The organism is Haloactinopolyspora alba (genome assembly GCF_003014555.1).
Taxonomy (GTDB): Bacteria; Actinomycetota; Actinomycetes; order Jiangellales; family Jiangellaceae; genus Haloactinopolyspora; species Haloactinopolyspora alba.
On record NZ_PYGE01000004.1, the window covers coordinates 187710 to 202253 of the forward strand.

Genomic DNA, 14544 nt, shown 5'->3' on the forward strand with positions numbered 1-14544 from the left:
CGCCGTCCCTAGTCCACCGGCAGCTGGTCGTCGGCGCCCCGTCGTTGGGCGGGGATGCCGGCGGCCGGTGGCCGCGGTCGCCGGGACACGTCCGTGCGTGCCCCGGCGATCGCCGCGTCGACGGCCCGGCCTCGCTTCCACCGCTCGATCAGTACCGACGTCGTCAGCCCGAACGCGATGACGCCCCCTCCGGCCACGGCATCGAGCACGTAGTGGTTTCCGGTCAGCACGATCGAGGCGAACATCAGCAGCGGCATCAGGACCCCGAGCGCGCGGACGACCGCGTGCCTGGCGAGGGCGATCCAGGCGATGCCGAGCAGCAGGATCCAGCCGAAGTGCAGGCTGGGCATGGCCGCGTACTCGTTGACGAACGTCGGCGAATTGAGGTCCCGGTAGGCGGTCGCCTCCAGCGTGATCGTGTCGACGAAGCCGTGTTCGGGCAGGAAACGTGGTGGCGCCAGCGGGTAGAACGCGAAGATGACCAGGCTCAGCGCGCCGGAGGCGAGGATCGCGTTGCGGTACAGCGGGTACGCTGCCGGTCGGCGCGTGATCAGCCAGACGAGCGAGAACACGAACACCGGCCAGTAGCCGTAGATGTAGAACGCGTTCGCGGCGTCCACGGCCCAGTCGTGGCCGAGGATCAGCCCCTGCAGGTCGGTCTCGACGAAGATGCCGATCGAGCGTTCGAACGAGATGACCTGCTCGGCATGGCGGAACGCGGCCTCGACCCGGTCGTTGGCGACGCCGCGGACCAGGGAGTAGAGCAGCGCAGCCGCGAGCAGGAGCGCCATCTCGCGCCCGGCCGTGTTCAACCGTCGGCGGCGTGCCGACCGGGCGGTGTCGTCCGTCGCGCGGCGTGTCACGGTCCCCGCCGTCATGGCTGCCTCCCGTCTTCCGCTCGACGGTGAGTGACCGACCGTCCGGGCGGATCCCCCTGGTAGCGCCCTTACTTGCCAGCCGGCAAGTACGTACGTCCACGGTACGAGGGCTACTTGTCGGCCGACAAGTAGGTATGGTGGAGTGTGGTGGCCGTCACTCGAGTGGCTGACTGATGGGCGAGGTGTCCGGCGATGAGCGAGCAGGGTCGAGCCGGTACGGACACCGCCGCGTGTATCCGTGAAGTCGCTCTCGATCTCTTCTCCCGGCAGGGATACGAGAGATCAACATTGCGCGAGATCGCCGATGCTCTGGGAATCTCCAAAGCGGCGGTCTATTACCACTACCGCACGAAGGTGGAGATCCTCGATGATCTTCTCCGGCCCTCGGTCGAGGGTGAGGAGTCGATCATCTCCGACGCGGAAGCGGATGCGTCGGCGCTGGCCGACGCCGCTCACCGTCGCGCCCTGGTCGAGCGCTACGTCGACCTGCTGCTGGCCAACCGGAGGGTGACGACGTACGCGCTGAACGATCTCGCCGGCATCGCCAACTCGACGCACCTGGAACGGATGCGGCACAACGACGCCCGGCTGGTCTCGCTGCTGGCCAACGGCGATCTGTCGGTTCAGCAGCGGGTGCGTACGGCGGCCGCGATGGGGGCGATGGTCGCGGTGCTGGCGCTGCCGGACGTGCCCGAGGACGTGCTGCGACGAGAGCTGCTCGCGGTGGTCCGCGAGGTGCTCGACCTACCCGCGAAGGACCCCGGAACGTAGCCGAGCGGCACCACCCCGGGGGGCGAGAATGGTGCCGCTCTGACTTGAGGCTATGTCGCGGTGCGCGCGAGCGTAAAGGAAATCGGCGAATTCGCACAGAAAGGTCCCACAGTGCGGCCCCGCATATGTGCCGGATCACATCGCCGGACGGCGTCCACGCCTGCCTGACTGGAATTCACGGCGTCAGTCAGCGAGACCGCGCCGGCAGGCACGCGCCAGTTGCCGTTGACGGCGGATCCGTGCCAGCAGCCCGGGCACGGGCGGCAGGCTCGCCGTGCCGTCCTGGGCGTCGACACGCAGTTCGGTGCCGTCCGCTCCGGTCACCTGACCGTACGCCGTCCACGACGTCCAGCGCTCCAGGTCCGGCGCGGAGAAGTCGTGACACAACGCGACCGCCGGACCGATGCCCGGCGCCGGCTCGGACAGCGCCGCCACCCGGACACCCCCGGCCGACCGCTCGCCGACGGCGACGCTGCCGACCCGGAGCCCGTCCCGGCTGTCGGCCACCGCCAGCAGGCCGTCGACCGCACCTCCCTGCCGGGCGGCGACCTCGGCGACGGCATCCGGCTCGACCGTGACGATCAGCCTGGGGAGGTACCACCAGTGCTCGCGCCGCAGGATCGGCGAGTCCGCGAGGGCGCGTGCCGGTGGATACTTGCGCAACTCCTGGTGGATCAGGTGCTCGGTGAACACCGTCCCGTCGGTGTCCTCCACCAGCCGCGGCCGGCCGTGCACGACGACGGGCAGCCATGCCGAGCCAGCCTGCCGACGGTCCGACAACACCACCGCCACCCTGGTCGCCGTGCCCATCAGCCGGGCCAGGCTCGCGTAGGCGTACGGCAACGCCACCGCGGGAACCCCGTCGAGCACCAGCGGGACCGCCGCGGCGGCACCCGGCCGGCCGCCGGCTCCCAGCCAGGCGACCTCACACACGGCTGCGGCGTGCAGCGCGCCGGTCGGCGAGTCGGTCATCGGATGCTGGGCTCCCGCGGACGTGGTCTTGAGCGGCTGTGATGCACGTCATAGGGTGCCCGATACATCAGGCGTCACGTGAATTCGGGGGCACGTGCGTTGCGATCGAGGAGGTCCAGTGCCCGCCATCGTCGTCGCGGTCGTCGTTCTCGCCCTGTTCGCCTTGGGCTACCTCTACTATTCGCGGTACCTCGCCGAGCGTGTGTACGGGCTCGACCCGGCGTTCGTGACGCCGGCGCACGAGCTGTCCGACGGCGTCGACTACGTGCCGACGAACAAACACGTCGTCTTCGGTCACCACTTCACGTCGGTCGCCGGCGCGGCGCCGATCGTCGGCCCGGCCATCGCCGTGTTCTGGGGCTGGGGTCCGGCGCTGGCGTGGGTCGTGCTCGGCACGATCTTCGCCGCCGGCGTGCACGACTTCGGTGCGCTCGCGGTCTCGGTGCGGCACAAAGCGCGCAGCATCGGGACGCTCGCGCACGACGTCATCAGCCGGCGTGCGCGGACGTTGTTCCTGCTCATCATCTTCTTCCTGCTGACGCTGGTGAACGCGGTCTTCGCGGTGGTGATCGGCAATCTGCTGGTGGCCAACCCGGGCGCGGTGATCCCGATCTTCGTGGAGATCCCGCTGGCCATCGCGATCGGGCAGTACATCTACCGCAAGGGCACCGCGGCACTGGTCCCGTCGTTGTTCGGCGTCGTGGGGCTGTACCTGCTGATCTGGGTCGGCAACGAGGTCCCCATCGAGATCGACGGACTCGCCGACCAGCTCGGGTTCGACCGTACGCGGGACCTGTGGGTGATCATCATGTTCGCCTACACGTTCATCGCCTCGCGGATGCCGGTGTGGGTGCTGCTGCAGCCGCGCGACTACATCAACTCCCACCAGCTGTTCATCGCGCTGGGCGTCATCCTGCTGGGGATCCTGGTCGGGATGGACGAGATCGTGGCGCCGGTCGTGAACGACGTCCCCGAGGGCTCGCCGAGCATCTTCCCGATCCTGTTCATCACCATCGCCTGCGGGGCGATCTCCGGGTTCCACTCACTGGTGGCGTCGGGCACCACGTCGAAGCAGCTCGACAAGGAGACCGACGCCCGCTACGTCGGGTACATGGGCGCGCTCGGCGAGGGCAGCCTGGCGCTCGGATCGATCCTCGCCGTGACCGCCGGCGTCGCCGCCACCCGGGCGGACTGGGACGCCCTGTACGTCGACCACTCGACCGCGTCCGACGGCGCCGTCGGCAACTTCGTCAACGGCGTGGCGTCGTTCGCGAACAATCTCGGCGTCCCGCTGGACCTGGCGGCGGTGTTCGCCGCCGTGGTGGTCGTGTCGTTCGCGGCCACCACCATGGACACCGGCGTACGGCTGCAGCGGTACGTGGTGCAAGAGATCGCCGAGCTCGCCGGCTGGCGCAAGCTGGCCCGCAACCTCACCCTCGCCGGCATCGTCGCGGTGGCGATCCCGATGGCCATGGCGCTGCTACCGGGCGGCGGCGACGCCGGGTACACGTTCGGCGTGCTGTGGCGGCTGTTCGGCACCACCAACCAGCTCACCGCCGGCCTCGCGCTCGCGGTGATCGCCGTGTGGGTGACCAAACGCAGCCGCAACCCGGTCGCGGTGCTGGTTCCGCTGGTGTTCTTGCTGATCATGACGTCGTGGGCGCTGATCCAGCAGCTGGGCGAGTTCATCGACGCCGAGGAGTGGGTACTGGCTCCGATGGACGCCGTCATCTTCGTGCTGGCGATGTGGCTCATCGTGGAGGCGGCGATCGCGCTGCGGCGCGCGTTCACCGATCGCGCGGTCGCCGGGACACGGACGTAGGTGATGCCGGTGCGTACGGGTCATCGGATCCTGCTGGTCGGTCCGTGGCGGGCGGGCACGGCCGGGGGCGGATGCTGCACCGCGAGCCCGGAGGACATCGGGATCGTGCCGCACGAACACCCGCCGCACGATCCGGGCCGGGACGACGCGGGCGGCGACGACGGTCCCGGCCCGGCCGCCGTGGTGCGCGCGCTGCGCGCCTCGGTGGGCCCGGAGGTCGACGTGCAGCTCGTCGACCCGCGCAACACCGTGTACCTGGTGCCGACGGTGTTCCGGGACGCGCGGGCGGGCGGTGCGTCCGCGGCCCGCGCGCTGGCGACGGCGGCACGGGCCACCACGCCGTGGACGCTCGTCGCGGACGGCGTCGTCGTCAGCCGGGCGGTGCCCCTGGACCACCCGAGCGCCCTCGCGTGCCTTCCGCCGGATATTCCCCGGACGTCGACCACTCGCTGAGATACTGTTCACGGCCGATTGCGGCTGACGCCGCGAGCTGGACGGATAAGGTCTTAGCGTGAGTGAGGACCCGCGCGAGCCGGCGACTCCGGCGGCCGAGGCCGCCGAACACGGACAGGAGTCGAGGATCTGGCGCACGGGCCCGATCTGGATGGCCAGCGACCGCCGGCTGGCGCGGTTCGTCGGACGGCCGGTCGCCTCGTTCCTGCGGGTCGAGGTCGCCGGCGGGGTGGTGCTGCTCGGGGCCGCGCTGATCGCGCTGTTGTGGGCGAACTCGCCGATCGCGGACTCCTACCAGCAGCTGTGGGAGACCGAGATCACCCTGCGCGTCGGTGCGTACGAGCTGACCGAGGACCTGCGGCACTGGGTCAACGACGGCCTGATGGCGCTGTTCTTCTTCGTCGTCGGCCTCGAGATCAAGTACGAGATGGTCAGCGGCGAGCTACGCGATCCGCGCTCGGCCGCGGTGCCGATCATCGCGGCCGCCGGCGGCATGATCGTCCCGGCCGTGATCTACCTGGCGTTCAACGCCGGCGGCGCCGGTGCCGACGGGTGGGGCATCCCGATGGCCACGGACATCGCCTTCGCGCTCGGCGTGCTGGCGATGCTCGGCAGGCGCATCCCGTCGCCGGCCCGGGTGTTCCTGCTGACGCTGGCGATCGTGGACGACATCGGCGCCATCACCGTCATCGCCGTGTTCTACACCGACGACCTGCAGCTGCACTGGCTCGCGCTGTCGGCGGCCGGTGTCGTGGGTGTCGTGCTGCTGCGCTGGGTGCGGGTGTGGTCGACGTACGTGTACATCATCGTGGGCGTGTTCGTCTGGTTCGCCATGTTCCAGTCCGGCGTGCACGCCACCATCGCCGGCGTGATCATGGGCCTGTTGACGCCCGCGCAGCCGCTGCTCGACCAGTCCCAGGCGCGGGCGTACGCGCGGGCGTCGATCCCGGACGAGCTGACCGCCGCCGAACTGCGCCGGTACCGGTTCCTGCTGGGTGAGTCGGTGCCGGTCGCCGAACGTCTCGAGCGCGGCCTGCATCCGTGGAGCAGCTACGTCGTCCTGCCGATCTTCGCGCTCGCCAACGCCGGGATCGACCTGCGCGGCGGGGTGCTCGGCGACGCGCTGAGCTCGTCGGTGACGCTCGGTGTCGCCATGGGCCTGGTGGTGGGCAAGACGGTCGGCATCACCGTCACGTCGTGGCTGGCGGTCCGGCTGAAACTCGGACGGCTGCCTACCGGGACGTCGTGGCCGACGATGGTCGGCCTGGCCAGTGTGGCCGGTATCGGCTTCACCGTGTCGCTGTTCGTCACCGGGCTGGCCTTCGGTGAGCACGGTGTGGTGGCCGCGGACGCGAAGGTCGGTGTGCTGGGCGGTTCGATCATCGCGGCATGCGTCGGCGCGGCGATCCTGGTGTTCGCCGACGGCCGCAAGCAGCCGCCCGACGACGGTCGATGATCGACGGGAGACGGACGGTGGTCCTGGTGGCCGGGCTCGTCGTGCTGGGCGCCTGCAGCGGCTCGGGCTCGGCCGGTGCGCCGGCCACGGGCTCGCAGCAGCCGTCCGCGCCGGCCACGGATCCGCGGCGGCCGTCCGCGCCGGAGCCCGCCTGCGCCGACCCGCCGTGCTACGGAGCCGCCGAGACCACAGCCCGGCTGTCGTCGGACGTCGTGGTCGAGGTCAGCGGCACGGCCGCCAGCGGACGCGTCCCCGGCCTGTACTACGTCGTCGGGGACGAGCCGGGGACGTCGTCGGTGGCGGTCGTGCGCGCGGACGGCACGCCGGTCACCACGCTCGAGATCCGGGGGATGGACGCGCGCAACGCGGAAGCGCTGGCGGTGGGCCCGTGTGGTGACGGCTCCGCTGCCGGCTGCCTCTACGTCGGTGACATCGGTGACCACGTCGGCCGCGACGACGTCGTCGTCCACCGGGTGCCAGAGCCCGACCTCACCGAGCCGCCGACGTCGCCGGTGGATTCCGACGTGCTGCGCTACACCTACCCGGACGGGCCGACGGACGCGGAGGCGCTGCTGGTCGACGGGCAGGGCCGGCCGCTGATCATCAGCAAGGCGGCGTTCGACCGGGACTCCGGCGAGACCGGACCGACCCGCCTGTATCGCGGGGAGACCGGCGGCGGGACGCTCGAGGCCGTTGGCACGGTGCGGTTGCCCGAGCCCGAGGACGGGCTGCTGGCCGGATTCGTCGGCAACGTCGTGACCGGGGCGTCCGCGGCTGACGGCCGGGTGCTGCTGCGCACCTACGACGAGGTGCTGGAGTTCCGGGCGGGTGCGGCGGACGCGGACGTGGCCGGCTTTCCGGGGTGGCCGGTGCGCCGGGTGCCGGACGGCGGGTTGGTCCAGGCCGAGTCGGTGGCCTACCGCGCGGACGGATGCGGCTACCTGACGACGTCGGAGCTCACCGGCGACGTGGCCCGGGTCGGGTGCACGTCCGCGCCGTGACCCGCGTCGTTCAGCGGCGCGAGAGCAGCGACGTCACCCGCATCCGGTCGCTGTGGATCCACACGTCAGAGTACTCGATCGGGCGGCCGTCGTCGAGGTAGGTGATCTGCTCGAGATAGAGCAGCGGGAACCCCTCGGGCACGCCCAGTGCGGCGGCCTTCTCCCCGGCCGCCGCACTGGCGCTGAAGGTGCGCCGGCCGGTGCTGATGGACAGTCCGTACGTCTGCTCCAGAACCCCGAACAGCGACGTGCCGCTCAACCCGACCTGCTCGATGCCCGGGCACAGGTCCGTGCGCACGTAGTTCACCAGCAGCGCCACCGGGCCGTCCCCGGTTGAGCGGACTCGGTCCAGGTGCAGCACCGACTGCCCGGGACGCAGGTCCAGCAGCGCCGCCACCGGCGCCGGCGCCGCGATGACGTCCTGCTTGCGGACGTCGGTGGTCACATCCACGCCCTGCCGGGCGAAGTCCTCCCACAGCGTGGTCAGCTTCTGCGCGATGGACGGTTCGATGGCCGTCGACGTCACGAACGTGCCCCGGCCACGGGCCTGCACCAGCAGCCCTTCACGGATCAGCGTGGACAGCGCCCGCCGCAGCGTCCCGCGGGAGATGCCCAGCTCGGCGGCGATCTCCGGTTCGCTGCGCAGCCGGTAGTGCGGCGGCCACTCCCCGGAGACGATGCGCGCGCGCATCGCTTCGGACACCTGGGCGTGCAGCGGCACCGGAGCCTCGCGGTCGAGTCCCTGCGCTGCGGTGACGTCCTCGGACATCGCACCCTTCCGTCGTGACCCGCGGATCGCCGCGGGTCAGTAACTCCTGGTCTGTTCGTTCGCCTGATCCGTGACGATAGCGACCCCCGCACTCGTGCCGAGCAACTGCGCGCCGGCGGCCAGGAGGGACGCCGCCTGGGGGAAGGACTTGATCCCGCCCGACGCCTTCACCCGGACCCCCGCGGGGGCGCGCTCGGCGAGGTAGCCGATGCTCTCCGGGACGGCCACCTCGACCGCTCCGCTGCTGGCGTTCTTCAGGAACGTGGCGCCCGCCTCGACCGACAGCTCGACCGCCGCCTCTCGCTCGTCCGGCGTCAGCAGCGGCAGCTCGAGCATCACCTTGATCGGAACACCGGCGGCCTTCACCACCCCGGCGATGTCGTCCCGGAACTCGTCGTACATCCCGCTCTTCAGCCAGCCGACCTGCACGCCGATGTCGATCTGGTGCGCTCCCGCACGTGCGAGGCTCGCCGCCTCGGCCGCCTTGCCGGCACTGGTGGTCACGCCGACCGTCGGGAAGTCGAGGGCGGAAGCGACCTCGACGCCGCTGCCACGGGTCACGTCGGCGACGACAGACACCCAGGTGCCGGGGACCATGGCCGCGTTGAAGCCGTAGCTGATCGCCTCTTCGGCGTGCGCGACGATCCGGTCGCGGGTGATGCCGGCCTCGATCAGCGTGTGCTGGATGTGCGGAGCCAGCGCCGCCGGGGTGACGGCGGCGTCGGCGGAGAGAGCAGAACTCACGGGATCTCCAAGGTGGGTGCGTGGTGATGAGGGTGCTGCGGGTGTCACAACCGGTCGCGGTAGTAGTCGGGTACCACCACGCCGGGCTCGTCGAACCAGCGCGGGACGTCGACGCCGCACACCAGGCCGACGTTGCCCCACGGGTTGAAGGCGCCGGTGCGCACGACCACCTTCGCCTCGTGGGCCAGGCCGCCCAGCATCTCGGCGTGCGGCCGTGTCGAGAGCGGGGCGTCCGCGAACCGCTGGCGCAGCCACCCGGCCAGCGGTTCGTTGTTCGTCTCCACGTCCTCGGCGACCACGACGCCCTCGACGATCAGTTCCGCGGCGATCAGGTCGAGCACGGTGGTGAGCTTCGGCAGGTCCTCCGCGATCGCGAGGTCGACACGGTGCGCCGTCCGCGGGATCGGGAAGCCGGCGTCGACGACGAGCAGCAGGTCGGTGTGGCCGAGGGTCGCGAGTGCGCCGGAGAGTTCGGCGTTCAGGATTCCGGTGCGTTTCATCAGGCTGTCTCCTTCATCGTTCGGGCTCCGGTCGCCATCGCCATGACGCCCTCCTCGGTGGCCTCCGCCGCCGGCACGATGTCGACGACACGCCCGGCGGCCATGACGGCGATCCGGTCGCTGATCGCCAGCAGTTCGGGGAGGTCGGACGAGGAGGCGAGGACGGCGACGCCGCGTTCGGTCAGGCTGCGGAACAACGCGTAGAGCTCGGCCTTCGCGCCGACGTCGACGCCCCTCGTGGGCTCGTCCAGCACCATCAGCCGCGGGTCGATCGACAGCCACCGTGCCAGCAGCGCCTTCTGCTGGTTGCCGCCGGAGAGTTGGGTGATCGCCTGCGCGGTGGTCGACGTCTTGACCCGGAGCTCGCGCGCGTGCTCGTCGGCGTCCCGGCGCAGCGAGCGGCGTCGCAGCAGGCCGAACCGGACGTGGCGGTCCAGGGTCAGTGCGTTGACGTTGTCCGCCACGCTCATCGTCGGGAAGATCCCCTGATGCCGGCGCTCGCCGGGCAGGTAGGCGACCCGCGCCCGGATCGCGTCCCGTGGCGAGTGTGGCGCGAACGGTTCACCGTCGAGGTGCATCGTGCCGCCGGTTCGGTGGTCGGCGCCGAACACCGCGCGTAGCAGCTCGATCCGCCCGCTGTCCGGAAGCCCGGCCACGCCGATCACCTCGCCGGGTGCGATGTCCACGGTCACCGAGTCGAAGCCGGCGCCGCGCAACTCCCGGACCTGGAGGCGTGGGGCCGCGGCGGAGCTCGTGGCCGGCGTCGTACCCGCGGCCTTCGGTTCGTGCTGCAGCGTGCGGCCCACCATGGCGGAGACGATGTCGTCCGGCTCCGCGTCCGCGGTCCGCCAGGCGCCGACGTGCCGGCCGTCGCGGAGCACGTGCACATGGTCGGAGAGGCGGAACACCTCGGGCATCCGGTGCGAGACGTAGAGCATGGTGACGCCGTCGGCGCGGAGGCCGTCGATCACCGTGAACAACCGCTCGGATTCCGCGGGCGAGAGCACCGACGTCGGCTCGTCGAAGATGACGACGTTCGCGTCCCGCGCCAGCGACCGGGCGATGACCACGAGCTGCTGCGTCGCCGCATCCAGCTCGCCGACGGGTCGCCGCGGGTCGAGGTTCTCGCCGAGGCGGCCGAGCAGGGCAGCGGCCCGTTGCACGATCTCGGCGCGGTTCGGGAAGGCGCGCGGGCCCGGCTCGGCGCCCAGCATGATGTTCTCCGCGACGCTGCGGGCCTGCGCGAGCGCGAGCTCCTGCGGTACGAGGGCCACCCGGTGCCTGCTGAGCATCGTGGCGGCATCGAACCGCCGGACCTGCTCCCCGGCGACGGTCACGGTGCCGGCGGTGGGCGAGTCCAGCCCGGCCAGGACCTTCATGAGCGTCGACTTGCCGGCGCCGTTCTCGCCCATCACCGCGGTGATCGTGCCGGCCGGCGCCTGCAGGCTCACGTCGTCGAGCGCGCGGACCGGGCCGAACTGCTTCGACAGGCCGGACACGTCGACTGCGACGGCCGCCGGGTCGGACGGACTGGCTGCGCCGGACACCGCGTCAGCCCTCCACCGGGACGTCGTCGACGTTCTTCCGGTCGACGATCTTCACGCCGGTGTCGACGCTGCTGATCTCGGTGCCGTTCTTCAGGTAGTCGGCGAGCAGCTTCACCGCCTGGTATCCCTGCTCGGCAGGCGCCTGGCTGATGGTGAGGTCGACGACGCCGTCCTTGAGGTATCCGACCGTCTGCGGCTGGACGTCGAAGCCGAGCGCGTGGATCTCGCCGGCGTTGCCGGACTGCTGCAGCCATTTCGCGCCGGCGGTGAAGCTGCAGCAGTCGAGCGAGACGAGGGCGATGGCGTCGCTCTGCGCGGCCATCGTCGACTCGATGGTGTTGTACGCCTTGCTGGGCTCGTTGCCGGTGTTGACCGGGCCGATGATCTCCAGCCCGGATCCCTTCAGGGCGGACTCGAACCCGGCGAACCGGTCGTTCGACCACCCGGCGCCGGAGTCCACCGACACCACGACGACCTTGCCGGTCGCGCCGTCGAGCACGGTCAGCAGTTCCTTCGCGAGCGCCTCGCCGGAGGCGACCAGGTCCTGGCCGACGAAGCCCATCTGCTTGGACTCCGGGTTGTTGGTGTTGAACGAGATGATCGGGATGCCCGACTCGTATGCCTGCTCGATCACCGGCTTGAGCGCGTCGTTGCTGGCGGACGAGACGGCGAGGCCGTGGATGCGCTCCTGGTTGATCAACGTCTGCAGCTCGGCGACCTGTTCGGCGGCGTCACCGCCGGTCGGGCCGATCATCTCGGCGTTGACACCGAACTCTTCGGCGCCGCGCTTCATACCGTCCCGGATCGGGACCGCGAAGGCCAGCGACGGATCGTGGTAACTCAGCCGGATCTCCAGCTCCTCACCGTTGTCGACGGCGTCCTGGATGTAGCCGGCGAGCTGGAACCCGCCCCCGGCCGTGGACCCGCTGTCCGACGACTCGTTGGCGGGGGTGACGGCGCCGCAGGCCGCGGTGGTGAGCATCGCCGTGCCGAGGGCCGCTGCCGCGGCCCGTCGCAGGGTGAACAGGGACATGAGCCAACTCCTTCGAGTGGAACAGGGGACGGGCCGGGCTATCGCTTGCCGGAGCGCTTGCGCATCCAGGTGTCGGCCGCGACGGCCAGGATGATGACCGCGCCGGTGGCGACGGTCTGCCAGAACGACGAGATGCCGCGCAGGTTGAGAATGTTCTGGAGCACTCCGATGAACGCCACGCCGATGACCGTGCCGAGCATCGTGCCGGAGCCGCCGAACAGCGCTGCGCCGCCGATGATCACGGCGGAGATCACGGTCAGCTCCATGCCCGTGCCGGTGACGCCCTGGACGTAGGACAGGAAGGACAGGCCCAGCACGCCGGACAGCCCGGCGAGGGTGCCGGAGATGGTGAACGCGGCGATCTTGACGTGACCGGCGTTGATGCCGCACAACCGGGCCGCTTCGGCGCTTCCTCCGACGGCGTAGGAGTTGAACCCGTACCGGGACCGGGACAGCACCACCATCCCGAGGACGGCGATCAGCGCGAAGATCACCAGCTGCATCGGGAACAGCCCGAACAGCTCGCCCTGGCCGAGCAGGTTGAACTCGGCGACGCCTGGCTGGTCCGACGACAGCGAGATGGGCGCGCCGTCACTGAGCAGCAGGGCGACGCCGCGGTAGAGGCTCAGCGTTCCCAGCGTGACGATGAACGAGGGGATGCCGAAGCCGACGGTCATGGCGCCGTTGAGGAACCCCGCGACGGCGCCGGCGGCGACACCGCCGAGCGCCGCCAGCGGCCAGGCCAGCCCTTCGGTGATGAGCAGCCCGCAGCTGACCGCGCCGAGCGCGTAGACCGAGCCGACGGACAGGTCGATCTCGGCGTTGATGATGACGAAGGTCACGCCGACAGCCATGATGCCCAGCTGGGAGATCTGCTGACCGACGCTGAGGAAGTTGTCGGCGCCCACGAAGCCCGGCGCGACGACGGTCCCGACGACGAACAGCAGGACGAGGGCGAGCAGGGTGCTCGCTTCGCGAGCGTGCAGGAAGCGTTGCAGCGGCGAGGGGGCCGAGGCCGTCTCGGGTGTCGTGGTGGGTTCGTCCGTGGCCAGCTGGGTCATCTCTGAGTTCCCTGGAGGAGAGCCGCGACGTCGTCCGGGCGCGGCAGTGCGGGTATGACTTCGGCGATGCCGACGGTGTGTGCGCCGGCCGCGGCGGCGAGCCGGAGCCCGCCGGCCAGGTCGTCGCCGCGGGCCAGCGCGACCGCGAGCGCGCCGGTGAAGGAGTCACCGGCGCCGGTGGTGTCGACGACGCGCTCGGGCGCGACCGGTTCGAGGTCGAGCCGTTCGGTGCCGTCGTCGGCGAGTGCGCCGTGCCGGCCCCGGGTGAGCACGATCGTGCCGGTGAAGCGCGCACGCAGCGCGTCCACGAGCTCCGCGGCGTCGGTGTCGTCGTCGGGTGTCCTGCCGATGAGCGTGTGCGCCTCGCCGGCGTTCGGCGTGACGACGTCGATCCATTCCCATGCCTCGGGCGGGAGCTCCGTCGCGGGCGCCGGGTTGAGCAGCGTCGGCACACCGCGTTCGTGGGCGGTGCGCAGCGCGGCCAGCGCCGTGGGCAGCGGGATCTCGAGGGAGACGACGACGAGGTCGGCCCCGGCGATCCGGTCGGCGAAGCCCTCGACGTCGTCAGGGGTGAGCGTGTCGAGCGCGCCGGGGGCGATGGCGATGCGGTTCTCGCCCTGCTCGTCCACCATGATGACGCCGACCATGGTGGCGGCGTCGGCGACCCGCACGTGCGCGGCGTCGACGTTCTCGTCGGCCCAGAGCTGCAGCGCGTCGGTGCCGAACCGGTCGCTGCCCACCGCGGTGAGCAGGCTGACCTGCGCGCCCATGCGCGCCGCGGCGACCGCCTGGTTGGAGCCCTTGCCGCCGTGTCCGGAGCTGAACCGCGCACCGGACAGGGTCTCGCCCGGGGCCGGGACGCGGGGCACACGCATGGTCAGCCCGACGCCGTAGCTCCCGACAACTGCGATCCTCATGGCGCCTCTTGTATGTGGACAACTATGAACAATTGCGGAGACGCTAAGGGGCAGGCGAGGTGAGTGTCAAGGCGTGCAAAGTGCCTGCCGCGACGAAGGCGCGCTCCCGCGTCTCATCGTCGCCGTACTGAGGCTTCGATGACGCTTCTATGTCACGTGGTGGCGCTGTTGCTGGTGAAGTCGATGGTTCGGATACAACGCGCGTTGTCCCGGGGCTCGGCTGTTCGTTGGCGGGGGGTGACAGGAAGGGCAACAAGTGCCGTTCCTGTCACCCCCGAAGAAAAAGCACACGGCTGCGACGGCGAGCGCTTCCAATGGGCGCGCCTCCGGCGAGCGGCGACCCACGCCTGCCGAGCGGCGGCACCACCACCGCCGCTGCGAGTGAGCTGGGCCGGTGGTCCTTGCGATCGCTCGAGTCAGCGGCCGATCTGGCCGCGGCCGCTGACGCGGGAGCGCAGGCGGCGGCGCTGCGACGGGTCGAGCATCAGGTAGCCGGCGACGGGAACACCGACGACGACGAGCAGGAAGACCCAGAAGGGCAGCAGCCAGAGGGCGATGATCGCCGCGGCGGCTCCGCCGATGATGACTCCGGTGTTCTTGGGCATGGCCGGTCCTCTCCT

Annotated in this window: 15 protein-coding genes; 5 read left to right on the forward strand and 10 right to left on the reverse strand. The window is 70.9% G+C overall.

Going from position 1 to position 14544, the window contains the following annotated elements; translation table 11 throughout:
* Positions 1–8: 8 nt before the first annotated feature.
* The gene (locus tag CLV30_RS07420; protein ID WP_106536560.1) at positions 9–878 is read right to left on the reverse strand and encodes a phosphatase PAP2 family protein; all 870 of its coding nucleotides are present in this window, start codon (positions 876–878) and stop codon (positions 9–11) included.
* A gap of 192 nt (positions 879–1070) precedes the next feature.
* Between CLV30_RS07420 and CLV30_RS07425 the strand changes: the two genes are divergently transcribed.
* Positions 1071–1649 (forward strand): TetR/AcrR family transcriptional regulator, encoded by a 579-nt coding sequence (locus CLV30_RS07425; protein WP_106536561.1) that lies wholly within the window; start codon positions 1071–1073, stop codon positions 1647–1649.
* A gap of 183 nt (positions 1650–1832) precedes the next feature.
* Here the strand turns inward: CLV30_RS07425 and CLV30_RS07430 are convergent, their stop codons facing one another.
* Positions 1833–2621, reverse strand: a complete 789-nt coding sequence (locus CLV30_RS07430) for a hypothetical protein (protein ID WP_106536562.1) — start codon at positions 2619–2621, stop codon at positions 1833–1835.
* 118 nt (positions 2622–2739) lie between these two features.
* Between CLV30_RS07430 and CLV30_RS07435 the strand changes: the two genes are divergently transcribed.
* From CLV30_RS07435 to CLV30_RS07450, 4 genes are read left to right on the forward strand one after another with little or no spacing between them, the layout of a single operon-like run.
* Entirely contained in the window at positions 2740–4443 is a 1704-nt protein-coding gene (locus tag CLV30_RS07435; RefSeq protein ID WP_106536563.1) for a carbon starvation CstA family protein, read from the forward strand.
* 9 nt (positions 4444–4452) lie between these two features.
* Positions 4453–4896: a hypothetical protein gene (locus tag CLV30_RS07440; protein WP_129710865.1), complete on the forward strand. Its 444-nt coding sequence runs from the start codon at positions 4453–4455 to the stop codon at positions 4894–4896.
* Between the two features lie 58 nt (positions 4897–4954).
* Complete coding sequence (gene nhaA / locus CLV30_RS07445) at positions 4955–6352, forward strand: Na+/H+ antiporter NhaA (protein ID WP_205740514.1); 1398 nt, start codon at positions 4955–4957, stop codon at positions 6350–6352.
* Entirely contained in the window at positions 6349–7353 is a 1005-nt protein-coding gene (locus CLV30_RS07450) for a hypothetical protein (protein WP_106536565.1), read from the forward strand. Before nhaA ends, CLV30_RS07450 begins: the two co-directional genes overlap by 4 nt.
* A gap of 10 nt (positions 7354–7363) precedes the next feature.
* Here the strand turns inward: CLV30_RS07450 and CLV30_RS07455 are convergent, their stop codons facing one another.
* From CLV30_RS07455 to CLV30_RS07490, 8 genes are all read right to left on the reverse strand, one after another.
* The gene (locus CLV30_RS07455) at positions 7364–8122 is read right to left on the reverse strand and encodes a GntR family transcriptional regulator (RefSeq protein ID WP_106536566.1); all 759 of its coding nucleotides are present in this window, start codon (positions 8120–8122) and stop codon (positions 7364–7366) included.
* 36 nt (positions 8123–8158) lie between these two features.
* The gene (gene deoC, locus CLV30_RS07460) at positions 8159–8866 is read right to left on the reverse strand and encodes a deoxyribose-phosphate aldolase (protein ID WP_106536567.1); all 708 of its coding nucleotides are present in this window, start codon (positions 8864–8866) and stop codon (positions 8159–8161) included.
* Between the two features lie 44 nt (positions 8867–8910).
* Positions 8911–9366: a D-ribose pyranase gene (rbsD, locus tag CLV30_RS07465; RefSeq protein WP_106536568.1), complete on the reverse strand. Its 456-nt coding sequence runs from the start codon at positions 9364–9366 to the stop codon at positions 8911–8913.
* A complete protein-coding gene (locus tag CLV30_RS07470) occupies positions 9366–10913 on the reverse strand; it encodes a sugar ABC transporter ATP-binding protein (RefSeq protein WP_106536569.1) in 1548 nt (515 codons plus the stop codon). Before CLV30_RS07470 ends, rbsD begins: the two co-directional genes overlap by 1 nt.
* A 4-nt stretch (positions 10914–10917) precedes the next feature.
* Positions 10918–11946 carry a substrate-binding domain-containing protein gene (locus CLV30_RS07475; RefSeq protein ID WP_106536570.1) on the reverse strand — a complete coding sequence of 343 codons (1029 nt, stop codon included), beginning with the start codon at positions 11944–11946 and terminating at the stop codon, positions 10918–10920.
* A 38-nt stretch (positions 11947–11984) separates the two neighbouring features.
* On the reverse strand, positions 11985–13007 hold the full coding sequence (locus CLV30_RS07480) for an ABC transporter permease (RefSeq protein ID WP_106536571.1): 1023 nt from the start codon (positions 13005–13007) through the stop codon (positions 11985–11987).
* Positions 13004–13924, reverse strand: coding sequence for a ribokinase (locus CLV30_RS07485; protein WP_106536572.1), 921 nt, complete (start codon positions 13922–13924; stop codon positions 13004–13006). The genes CLV30_RS07480 and CLV30_RS07485 overlap by 4 nt, the downstream gene beginning before the upstream one ends.
* A gap of 416 nt (positions 13925–14340) precedes the next feature.
* Positions 14341–14529, reverse strand: a complete 189-nt coding sequence (locus CLV30_RS07490; RefSeq protein ID WP_106536573.1) for a hypothetical protein — start codon at positions 14527–14529, stop codon at positions 14341–14343.
* Positions 14530–14544 lie beyond the last annotated feature (15 nt).

Bases quoted from the DNA above. Each gene is read 5' to 3' on its own strand.
- CLV30_RS07425 (WP_106536561.1), top strand. From the start codon at position 1,071: ATGAGCGAGCAGGGTCGAGCCGGTACGGACACCGCCGCGTGTATCCGT.
- CLV30_RS07450 (WP_106536565.1), top strand. From the start codon at position 6,349: ATGATCGACGGGAGACGGACGGTGGTCCTGGTGGCCGGGCTCGTCGTG.
- CLV30_RS07475 (WP_106536570.1), bottom strand. From the start codon at position 11,946: ATGTCCCTGTTCACCCTGCGACGGGCCGCGGCAGCGGCCCTCGGCACG.
- rbsD (WP_106536568.1), bottom strand. From the start codon at position 9,366: ATGAAACGCACCGGAATCCTGAACGCCGAACTCTCCGGCGCACTCGCG.
- CLV30_RS07420 (WP_106536560.1), bottom strand. From the start codon at position 878: ATGACGGCGGGGACCGTGACACGCCGCGCGACGGACGACACCGCCCGG.
- CLV30_RS07430 (WP_106536562.1), bottom strand. From the start codon at position 2,621: ATGACCGACTCGCCGACCGGCGCGCTGCACGCCGCAGCCGTGTGTGAG.
- CLV30_RS07490 (WP_106536573.1), bottom strand. From the start codon at position 14,529: ATGCCCAAGAACACCGGAGTCATCATCGGCGGAGCCGCCGCGGCGATC.
- CLV30_RS07485 (WP_106536572.1), bottom strand. From the start codon at position 13,924: ATGAGGATCGCAGTTGTCGGGAGCTACGGCGTCGGGCTGACCATGCGT.
- CLV30_RS07480 (WP_106536571.1), bottom strand. From the start codon at position 13,007: ATGACCCAGCTGGCCACGGACGAACCCACCACGACACCCGAGACGGCC.
- CLV30_RS07455 (WP_106536566.1), bottom strand. From the start codon at position 8,122: ATGTCCGAGGACGTCACCGCAGCGCAGGGACTCGACCGCGAGGCTCCG.